Source organism: Halioglobus sp. HI00S01 (assembly GCF_001635445.1).
GTDB lineage: Bacteria > Pseudomonadota > Gammaproteobacteria > Pseudomonadales > Halieaceae > Halioglobus > Halioglobus japonicus.
Genome location: NZ_LWEE01000384.1, coordinates 1 through 286, shown reverse-complemented (window position 1 = coordinate 286; position 286 = coordinate 1). Strand labels below are relative to the sequence as shown.

At 46.7% G+C, this 286-nt stretch carries 1 tRNA gene; it reads left to right on the top strand.

The features are described from left to right. The first annotated feature begins 13 nt into the window (after positions 1 to 13). Positions 14 to 90 (top strand) — tRNA-Ile (locus A3709_RS21025). The last annotated feature ends 196 nt before the right edge of the window (positions 91 to 286 follow it).

The window sequence follows — 286 nt, the reverse complement described above, 5'->3', positions numbered from 1 at the left end:
ATTGGGAAACCATAGGCCTGTAGCTCAGTTGGTTAGAGCGCACCCCTGATAAGGGTGAGGTCGGCAGTTCAAATCTGCCCAGGCCTACCAATTCTGTCTTCGCATCAATTGAAGTTAGAACAGAGCGCATAGTTGTGCGCTGTGTTCTGGTTTCAACAACCGGAAAGTTCTTTAACAAGGGAAATCAAGCTGAGTCTTTGGACTGACATATAGCACCAGATTGTATCGGTGGGATATGCGGTTCATAGATAAAATTGTTCTGATGNCGGGTTTCATTTCCCCGCCA